This window comes from Verticiella alkaliphila, from assembly GCF_018904615.1.
Lineage (GTDB): Bacteria > Pseudomonadota > Gammaproteobacteria > Burkholderiales > Burkholderiaceae_B > Verticiella > Verticiella alkaliphila.
Genome location: NZ_JADCNH010000043.1, coordinates 25,272 through 34,185, shown reverse-complemented (window position 1 = coordinate 34,185; position 8,914 = coordinate 25,272). Strand labels below are relative to the sequence as shown.

General features: G+C 67.4%; 7 protein-coding genes. 4 read left to right on the top strand and 3 right to left on the bottom strand.

Features of this window, described 5'->3' with window-relative positions; all coding sequences use genetic code 11:
• The 3 genes from IMZ29_RS19325 to IMZ29_RS19315 all read right to left on the bottom strand — a co-directional run.
• On the bottom strand, positions 1–3,085 hold a 3,085-nt coding region (locus tag IMZ29_RS19325; RefSeq protein ID WP_216187176.1), incomplete at its 3' end, for a type 2 lanthipeptide synthetase LanM family protein.
• Between the two features lie 155 nt (positions 3,086–3,240).
• Entirely contained in the window at positions 3,241–3,498 is a 258-nt protein-coding gene (locus IMZ29_RS19320; protein WP_216187173.1) for a hypothetical protein, read from the bottom strand.
• A gap of 41 nt (positions 3,499–3,539) precedes the next feature.
• Entirely contained in the window at positions 3,540–3,869 is a 330-nt protein-coding gene (locus tag IMZ29_RS19315) for a hypothetical protein (RefSeq protein WP_216187171.1), read from the bottom strand.
• Between the two features lie 304 nt (positions 3,870–4,173).
• On the opposite strand from IMZ29_RS19315, the gene IMZ29_RS19310 reads away from it, so the two are divergent.
• The 4 genes from IMZ29_RS19310 (at position 4,174) to aroG (ending at position 8,617) form a co-directional block, all read left to right on the top strand.
• Entirely contained in the window at positions 4,174–5,325 is a 1,152-nt protein-coding gene (locus IMZ29_RS19310) for an ATP phosphoribosyltransferase regulatory subunit (RefSeq protein ID WP_216187169.1), read from the top strand.
• Positions 5,326–5,430: 105 nt separating this feature from the next.
• Positions 5,431–6,726 carry an adenylosuccinate synthase gene (locus IMZ29_RS19305; RefSeq protein ID WP_216187167.1) on the top strand — a complete coding sequence of 432 codons (1,296 nt, stop codon included), beginning with the start codon at positions 5,431–5,433 and terminating at the stop codon, positions 6,724–6,726.
• 13 nt (positions 6,727–6,739) lie between these two features.
• Positions 6,740–7,279, top strand: coding sequence for a phosphoribosyltransferase (locus IMZ29_RS19300; RefSeq protein ID WP_216187165.1), 540 nt, complete (start codon positions 6,740–6,742; stop codon positions 7,277–7,279).
• A gap of 264 nt (positions 7,280–7,543) precedes the next feature.
• On the top strand, positions 7,544–8,617 hold the full coding sequence (gene aroG / locus IMZ29_RS19295) for a 3-deoxy-7-phosphoheptulonate synthase AroG (RefSeq protein WP_216187163.1): 1,074 nt from the start codon (positions 7,544–7,546) through the stop codon (positions 8,615–8,617).
• Positions 8,618–8,914: the final 297 nt, after the last annotated feature.

Below are 8,914 nucleotides of genomic sequence, written 5' to 3'. Positions count from 1 at the left end.
CCAGTTCGGTGTGCCACAAGCGGGGTCGGGCGAGACCGTGCGTCTGCCAATGCGTGAGGCAGCGCTCGGCGCTGTCGCGCGCGAGCGCGACGAGCTCGGGTCGTGCGAGGATCTGGCCGCAGGCCAGCGCGATGTCGATGCGTCCGGCCGTGCCGCAGCACAGGTCGTCGACCGGTGCATCGTGCGCGTGCTCGAGCGCGCGGGTGAGGGTGCGCAGACCGATGTCGAGGTCGGCGTCGATGTCGGCCTGTTCTCTCGGGCTCAGCTCGTCGGCAAGCAGACGGCGCAAGCCGGCCCGTGCCAGCACGATGCCGGGCGCGCCATGGCACCACGACATGCCGCAGGCCTGTACGGTGCGCGGGTCGGCCTCACCCGCGCCGCGCAGGTCGCGCCAGTTGCCCAACCCCGGGTGGAACAGCGTCGCCTCGTGCCCGAGGGCGGCAAAGGCGGCGTCGCGATAGGGGCGGTGGCCGGTGGCGCGGTACAGCGCGGCGAGTGCATACGCGATGCCGGCGCCGCCATGCGACAGCCCTGACAAGCCGTGCGTCGGGCCGATGCCCCACGACATCCCCGCGGGCCCGCGCTTCGCGGTGGCGAGCAGGCGGTCGCCGCAGGCCCGCGCCGCCGCGAGCAGCGCGGGCTCACCGCAGTCGGCGTGGGCTTGCAGCAGCACCAGGGCGATGCCGCTCGCGCCGTTGAGGAAATCCTGCGTCGTGTCTGCGCGCAGCGCGGCGGTGAAGGCCGGGCGAGCTACCCAGGCCGACGCGAGCCGGGACGCCTCGTCCTGCCAGGATGCATCGTCCAGCACCGCGGCAGCCTGCTGCAACGCGAACAGCACCCCCGCTCGGCCAGTGTCGAATCCAGGAGGCACGATGTCCTGCTCGCGCGTGATGTGCGCGCTCGTGCGGTCGAACCAAGCCACGCTGTCTGCGAGCGTGGCCTTGGCCAGCTCAGCTGCAGGTGCATCGTCTAGCACGAGGGCGCCGGCGAGCAGGGCGAGAGCGATGCCGCTGCTGCCAGCGTATAAGCCTGGTTGGGCGGGGGTGCCCGCCACGCCGCCACTGGCCTGCTGCAGGCTGTACCAGACCGGCGTGCACCCCGGCCGAACGCTGGCATGCTCTCTGAGGCGATCCACCGCACTGCGCAGCCGCGTCTCGGCATTCGTGCCGGCAAAGGCGTCCCGCGAGGGGGTGGCGAGCAGACGCACGATGGCGTCGGATTCGCTGTCCACCTGCACGGGACTCAGCGCCATCAATGCCCTGGCCATCGTGTCCCAGGGCGGCTCCATGCTGATCTCGGCCAGACGCTCGCCGTGCGCGCCGCGCGCGTAGGTGTCGTTTGCCGCGTAACCCACCCGCGGCACGTCCAGGTCGCGCAGGGCCGCACGCTCGGCTCGCGCCAGCGCGCGAAAACCCGGCGAGAAGACGGACAGGTGTCGGTGCAGCGCCTCGAAGGTGAGGTCGAACATGACGCCATCGCTCAACGCTTCGGGCGCCACGGCCGCTCTGAGCAGCACCCCGTAGTGCCAGGTGTTGCGGGCCAGATGCCGGCCCTCGGCTCGGCGCAGCGCGTGCCAGGGGCTGGCCGCGTCTTGCAGCAAAAAATCGCGATGGGCCTGGATGAGCGCGAGGGTGGTTCGGTAGCCTTCGGCGATGTCCTCGCGGTGCGCCAGGCTATCGACCCAGCCCGCATCGGTGCGGGGGTGATGGTGGGTATGCGGCGCGGCAGGCTGCTGCCGGATGGCGACGGCATCCGTGTCCGCCTGCACGAAGACGGGCTCGGCGGCGCCGAACGTGCCAGGTGCGCGGGCGATGGCGCCGACGTTCAGGGCCATCTTGCTCTGCTCGTCCACGCTATAGAAGGGCAGGGCGCCCACCTGAAGCAGCCCGCCTACGTCCGTCGCCAACGGCGTGAGATCCACGTCCGGCATGTCTGCCAGCACGGCCGCATTCGGACGCAGCACACACTCCAGATCGACGAGCACCGGATACGCGCCTGCCGCCACGAGATTCTCGTGGTGCATGTCGGTGCTGTTGAGCGCGCGGTACAGCGCAAGCAGACTGCCAAGTCGCCAGTGGTAGGCCGAGGCGGCCTCGGGGGGCATCGGTTGTGCCTCGATCCACGCCATCCAGCCGTAATCCGCGCGTGCCAACACGGTGGCGACGTGATGCCGGGGGGCATCCGTGCCATGGAGCTGGCCATTCAGCCACGCCACGCTCTCGCTGAAGGCCGCTTCGGTGTCAACCGGCCGCGGCTTGTAGACGAGGCGCCCGCCGTCGGCAAAGTCCAGCAGCAGGACGGTGCGCCCGCCTTCGTGCGGATCCGACAGCGTGGCGCTCACCGCGGTCACGGGGACGCTGTCAGTGTCCGGGAAAAAGATCCGGCGCAGCTCGGCATGGTCTGCCACGAGCCGTGAGCGCAGCTCATGGACCATGTCCACCCAGTGCTCCACCTTTACCGCGATGAGCCGCGCGAGCACCGGCCAGTGGCCGAACACCGTGCGCAGAGCGTCCTCGCGTTGTGCCGCGACGAAAGCATCGTACTTTTCGCGCCCGGGCGTGGCTCCGCCCAGAAACGTCTGCCATAGATTGCCGCCGCGCTGGGCGTCGAAATGCCGGATGAGGCAGGGGCCTGCCATCTGCGCCAGGCGGCGCAGCAGCGCACATTCCACGCCGTGCGCCGCTTCAGGCGCCCATAGGGCGGGGTCGACGCTGCCGCGCTGCTCGAGCCTTCGTCGCGCGACGCCGAGTGCTGGCGAAAGGAGCGCGGTGAACGCGGCATCGCACCCTGGCGGCAGCGCCACCTCGATGCTCGACTGCGTCGCTTCTATCAGCTCGCGCAGCGTCGCGCACCAGCCGGGCAGGCTGACAAGCGATTTCGGCTGGCGCAACGCTGCCGGGGTAAGGCCTTCGGCCCGCATGCGCCGTCGCAGCACGCGCCAGTCGTGGCCGCCGCCAAAACGCAGCCAGCGCTTCCAGCGCTCGTGCACCGCCGGCTCATCGACGCTGTCGTCACGCGGCAGGGGCGGGCTCTGCAGGCCGGTAGCGCGGCGGGCAATGTCGTGAAGCCACGAGTCGTCAAGCACTGGGCAAGGCGCCGCGGGCGCGAAGGAGGCGGTCGGCATGGGAGGGGTGGGCGAAGGTGGCAGTGCGGCAGAACGCAGGTGCGAGGCGATTGGGCGCTGAAGGTGCGGCGTCGCCTGGCCCTGACAGCGCTGTCGTGCACGAGTGGAAACGACGATCAGTCGGGGTTGTAGCGGCAGCGCGTGTCCCAGGGGCCGGAGGAGTGCTCCATGCTGTAAGCGGCGCAAGCGAGACCGACCGAGAAGATGCTCATGGCCATGTACTCAGAAAAGTTCAGCCGCTTCATGCCGCCCGATTCGGCCAGGGTGTGGGCAGCCGCCTGTGGGGTGCTCGCCTGCGACAAGCGCTTGAGCAGGGCCTCGTCGTTGGCGATGAGTGCTTTGATGGCGTCGAGGGTGTTGGCAGAGAGGGTCATGAATGGCTCTGGGTCGATGTCCGGGGAAGCGGGGGGTCATCTCAATGCGCGTCGGGTTTGTTGGCTTGTTTCACGTCGTAGAGCGCGCAGCCAAGCCCGAGGGTGAACAGGGTGAGAAACTGACGACCCACCTGCGTCAGGCCGCCGGCCACGTCCGCCAGGGCGTCGTCCGTCAGGTCGGTCGGCGACAGTGCATCGACGTGCGCCTGCAGCTCGGGCGCGGAAACTGCAATGCCTGCCGTTGTCGCGGCCTGCGCCAGCAACGAAGCGGCCTGCGTAGCATCGCTTGCGTCGCGCACATCGGCGAGTAGCTGTGGATCGTTCAACAGCAGCTGCTGAAGACGTTCCTGACGGTCATGATCGAGAGGCATGGGGTGGCTCCTTGCGTAGGTGATGTGTCTTGATGTGACGGTGATGGCGCACTGTAACTGGCCACCCTCGTCGTGGGAATCGCTCGGATGTGCCATAGCGGCCGGCCCTTGCATGGCTGCCCGACGGTCATGAGGCCATGGATGGGGTGCCGCCCTGAGCGTCATCGTCTGATTCGCCGCGGTAGTCCCTTCATGTATAATGCCCTGTAAGCTATTGGTAAAAGACGGTTGGTCAGGCTTACGCCTACCGGCCGTTTTTTTTCGTCTGCGTTTTTTGTTTTCTCTTGCTTCAGGATGAATTCCCATGGGCACGTGGCTGCTGCCTGAGGACCTGGCCGACATCCTCCCCGCCGAGGCGCGCCGCATCGAAGAATTGCGCCGCACGCTGCTGGATCTGTACCGATCCTATGGCTACGAGCTCGTCATGCCGCCGCTGGTGGAGTATCTGGATTCGCTGCTCTCTGGCGCAGGCAGCGATCTCAATCTGCGCACCTTCAAGCTGGTGGATCAGATGTCGGGCCGCACGCTGGGCGTGCGCGCGGACATGACGCCGCAGGTCACCCGTATCGACGCGCATCTCTTGAACCGGGCGGGCGTCACGCGCCTGTGCTATTGCGGCAGTGTGCTGCATACGCGTGCGGCGGGTTTCACCGCCACGCGCGAGCCGCTGCAGATCGGCGCCGAGCTCTACGGCCATACCGGCCTGGAAGCCGACGTCGAGATCCTGCGCCTGGCGCTGGCGAGCGTGCAGGCCGCGGGCCTGCACGGGGCTCGCGTCGATCTGGGGCATGCGGGCCTGGTGCGCGCCATCCTGGATGCCGATCCGGCTGCCGCAGGCGCTACCGAGACGCTCTGCGATCTCATGAGTGCCAAGGACGAGCCGGGGCTCGCGCCGTGGTTCGCGGCGCTGCGCCCGGACACGACCGAGGCCCTGCGCCGCCTGCTGCGTCTCTATGGCGATGCGAGCGTGCTCGAGGAGGCCCGTGCCGTGCTGCCGGCGCTGCCGGGCGTCACCTCCGCGCTGGATACCCTGCAAGCCCTGGCCCGCGCCTTGCCCGCCGAGGCGGTGAGCCTGGACTTGGCCGATGCGCGGGATTATCACTATCACACGGGCGCGGTCTTCGCGTTGTACGTGGACGGCTGGCCCGACACCGTGGTGCGTGGCGGCCGTTACGACGACGTCGGCCGTGCCTTCGGCCGGGCTCGCCCGGCCACTGGCTTCAGCCTGGACCTGCGCGTGCTCGCAGGCCTCCTGGCGCCGGCCACCAGCGTGCCAGCCATCCAGGCGCCCTGGGGCGAACAGCCGGATCTCATGCAGGCCATCGCGGAGCTTCGCGAGGCCGGCAACATCGTTGTGCAAAGCCTGCCGGGCCGCGAGCCGGACCAGCAGGAGTATGCGTTCGACCGCGAGCTCGTGCTCGGCGAGCGCGGCTGGCAGGTCGTGGTGCGTCGCTAGGCAGGGTGGCATGACGCCGGCCGCTCATGCGGCCCGCGCGTGCCCCCGCCGTTGCGCGATTGCGCCGGAATCATTCACCTCTCATCGGTTTGTGGGAAGTTCATCATGGCGAAGAACGTAGTCATCATCGGGACCCAATGGGGCGATGAAGGCAAGGGCAAGATCGTCGACTGGCTGGCCGAATCGGTCCAGGGCGTCGTGCGTTTCCAGGGCGGTCACAATGCGGGCCACACCCTGTGGATCAATGGCAAGAAGACCATTCTTCGCCTGATCCCCTCGGGCATCATGCACCCCGGCGTCACGTGCTACATCGGCAACGGCGTCGTGCTCTCGCCCGAAGCGCTGCTCAACGAGATCGCCGAGCTCGAGACCGCCGGCGTGGCCGTGCGCGAACGTCTGCGCATCTCCGAGGCCTGCACCCTGATCCTGCCGTACCACGTGGCCGTGGACAAGGCGCGCGAAGTCCGCAAGGGCGACGCCAAGATCGGCACCACGGGTCGCGGCATCGGGCCCGCCTATGAAGACAAGGTGGCCCGCCGCGCGCTGCGCGTGCAGGATCTCTTCGAGCCGGAACTCTTCCGTGCCAAGCTGGATGAGGCGCTCGATTACCACAACTTCGTGCTGACCCAATACCTGGGCGCCGAGGCGGTCACGGCCGAGGCCGTGTTCGACCAGGCGATGGAACTCGCCCCGCGCATCGCCCCGATGGTGGCGGATGTCTCGACGGCGCTCTTCGAAGCCCAGGCCAAGGGCGGCCACCTGCTGTTCGAAGGCGCGCAAGGCGCGCTGCTCGACGTCGATCACGGCACCTACCCCTTCGTCACCAGCAGCAACTGCCTGGCGGGTGCGGCTTCCGCGGGTGCCGGTGTGGGCCCGCAGAGCCTGGACTACGTGCTCGGCATCACCAAGGCCTACGCCACGCGCGTGGGCTCCGGCCCGTTCCCGACCGAACTCACCGACAGCACGGGCGAGCACCTGGCCCGCGTCGGTCAGGAATTCGGTTCGGTCACCGGCCGTCCGCGCCGTTGCGGCTGGTTCGATGGCGCGGCGTTGAAGCGCTCGGTGCGCATGAACGGCATCTCGGGGCTGTGCATCACCAAGCTCGACGTGCTGGACGGCCTGGAGTCGATCAAGCTCGGCGTGGGCTATCAGATGGATGGCGAGTTCCGCGACGTGCTGCCTTACGGCGCCAACGCCGTGGGCCGTGCCGAAGCGGTGCTCGAAGAGCTGCCGGGCTGGACGGAATCGACCGTCGGCATCACGGAGTACGACAAGCTGCCGGTGAACGCCCAGCGTTATCTGGAGCGTGTGGCCGAGCTGTGCGGCGTGCCGATCGATCTCGTGTCGACGGGCCCGGACCGCATGCAGACCATCGTGCTGCGCCACCCGTTCAAGGGCTGAGAGGAGTTCCGTCATGACGCAGCCGAGCGACGATCGCCACCTGTGGATCTCCTGGGACGAATACCATCGTCTCATCGAGGAGCTGGCCCTGAAGGTGCATGAGTCCGGTTGGAAGTTCGACCAGATCCTGTGTCTGGCGCGTGGCGGGGTGCGCGTGGGCGACGTGCTCTCGCGCATCTTCGACGTGCCGCTGGGCATTCTTGCCACGAGCAGCTACCGCGAAGCCGCCGGCACGCAGCAGGGCGAGCTCGACATCGCGCAGTACATCACCATCACGCGCGGCACGCCCTCGGGCCGCGTCCTGCTGGTCGATGACATGGTCGATACCGGTCTCACGTTCAATCGGGTGGTCGAGCACCTGCGCCGGCAGTTCCCGCAGATCACGGAACTGAAGTCCGCCGTGCTGTGGTGGAAGGGGCACTCGCAGGCAATTCCGGATTTCCATATGGCCCAATTGCCGACGAACCCCTGGATCCACCAGCCCTTCGAAGACTACGACAGCCTGCGCCCGCACCAGCTCGCAGCCTGGGTCCGCAAGGGCAAGCGCGATTGAGGGCAGGCGCGCTGAGGGCGAGGCCGGGGGTAATTTCCCGTTGCCAGTCTCGCGAGGCGCATGCTAGGATCGTCTCGCTATGAACGCCGTCACCTCCTTTGCCTTCTTTTATTTTTGGTTTCCGATGCCACTGGCGGAGGAAGGGAAGCGTTCAGCCTGATCGATTAGCACCGACAGCAAAAATCCCCGAAAAGCCGCCAGTGAAAAACTGGCGGCTTTTTTTTCGCCTTCTGAATCTCGATCTCATCCTCGCTGGAGCCAGCCGTGTCGCACAACACCGACGATCTTCGTATCCGGGAAATCAAGGAACTCAGCCCGCCCTCGCATCTCATGCGCGAGTTCCAATGCACCGAAACCGCGTCGTCCACGGTGTATGCCGCGCGTGACAGTCTGCACCGCATCCTGCATGGCATGGATGACCGCCTCGCCGTCGTGATCGGTCCGTGCTCCATCCACGATACCCAGGCCGCGCTCGAGTACGCCGCCCGCCTGAAGGCCGAGCGCGACCGCCTGTCGGGCGAGCTCGAGATCGTGATGCGGGTGTACTTCGAGAAGCCGCGCACCACGGTGGGCTGGAAGGGGCTCATCAACGATCCGGATCTGGACGGCAGCTTCAACATCAACAAGGGCCTGCGCACGGCGCGTGAGCTCCTGCTCGGCATCAATTCTCTGGGTCTGCCGGCCGGCTGCGAGTACCTCGACATGATCACGCCGCAGTACATCGCGGATCTGGTGTCCTGGGGCGCCATCGGGGCGCGCACCACGGAGAGCCAGGTGCACCGCGAGCTCGCCTCGGGGCTGTCCTGCCCGGTGGGCTTCAAGAACGGCACGGACGGCAACGTGCGCATTGCCGTGGATGCCATCAAGGCGGCCTCGCAGCCGCATCACTTCCTGTCGGTGACCAAGGGCGGGCATTCGGCCATCGTCTCCACCAACGGGAACGAGGATTGTCACGTCATCCTGCGCGGGGGCAAGACACCGAATTTCGACGCCGTGAGCGTGGACGCGGCCTGCCAGGACATCGCCAAGGCAGGCATGGCGCAGCGCCTGATGATCGATGTCAGCCACGCCAACAGCAGCAAGAAGTACGAGAACCAGGTCAATGTCGTGGATGACGTCGCCACGCAGATTGGCCGGGGCGAGGACCGCATCGTCGGCGTGATGATCGAGAGTCATCTGGTGTGCGGGCGTCAGGATCTCATCCCGGGTCAGCCGCTCACCTACGGCCAGAGCATCACCGATGGCTGCATCGATTGGGATGCGTCCGTGCAGGTGCTGGATCGGCTGGCCCAGGCCGTGCGGGATCGTCGCGTGAATCGGGTCACGGCGGGCAAGTGACCGCCAAGGGAAGGCGAGGGGGCGTGTGACGACGGCGTGCCGCCGTGCGCCGCCCTCGCTGGATTGGCGGCTGTGGTCTGCACGCCACACGCCGCGTCATCCTGCAACGTCGGTCAACAGATTCGGGAAAACCCGGATTTCGTGCTAGAATCTCGGATTACGCCTTTGAGCGTATCCGGTGTTCGTGGCCTCGTTGCCGACACCGTTCATGCATCGTATCTGACCTTCTCCTTTCGCCTGCTGTGTGGCGCCTGGTACATCGGTCGGCACCGATGAGCCATTCACCCAGGCAGGATC

Excerpts from the sequence above, each read along its gene's own strand:
- IMZ29_RS19320 (WP_216187173.1), bottom strand. The coding sequence starts at position 3,498 with ATGACCCTCTCTGCCAACACCCTCGACGCCATCAAAGCACTCATCGCC.
- IMZ29_RS19315 (WP_216187171.1), bottom strand. The coding sequence starts at position 3,869 with ATGCCTCTCGATCATGACCGTCAGGAACGTCTTCAGCAGCTGCTGTTG.
- IMZ29_RS19310 (WP_216187169.1), top strand. The coding sequence starts at position 4,174 with ATGGGCACGTGGCTGCTGCCTGAGGACCTGGCCGACATCCTCCCCGCC.
- IMZ29_RS19305 (WP_216187167.1), top strand. The coding sequence starts at position 5,431 with ATGGCGAAGAACGTAGTCATCATCGGGACCCAATGGGGCGATGAAGGC.
- IMZ29_RS19300 (WP_216187165.1), top strand. The coding sequence starts at position 6,740 with ATGACGCAGCCGAGCGACGATCGCCACCTGTGGATCTCCTGGGACGAA.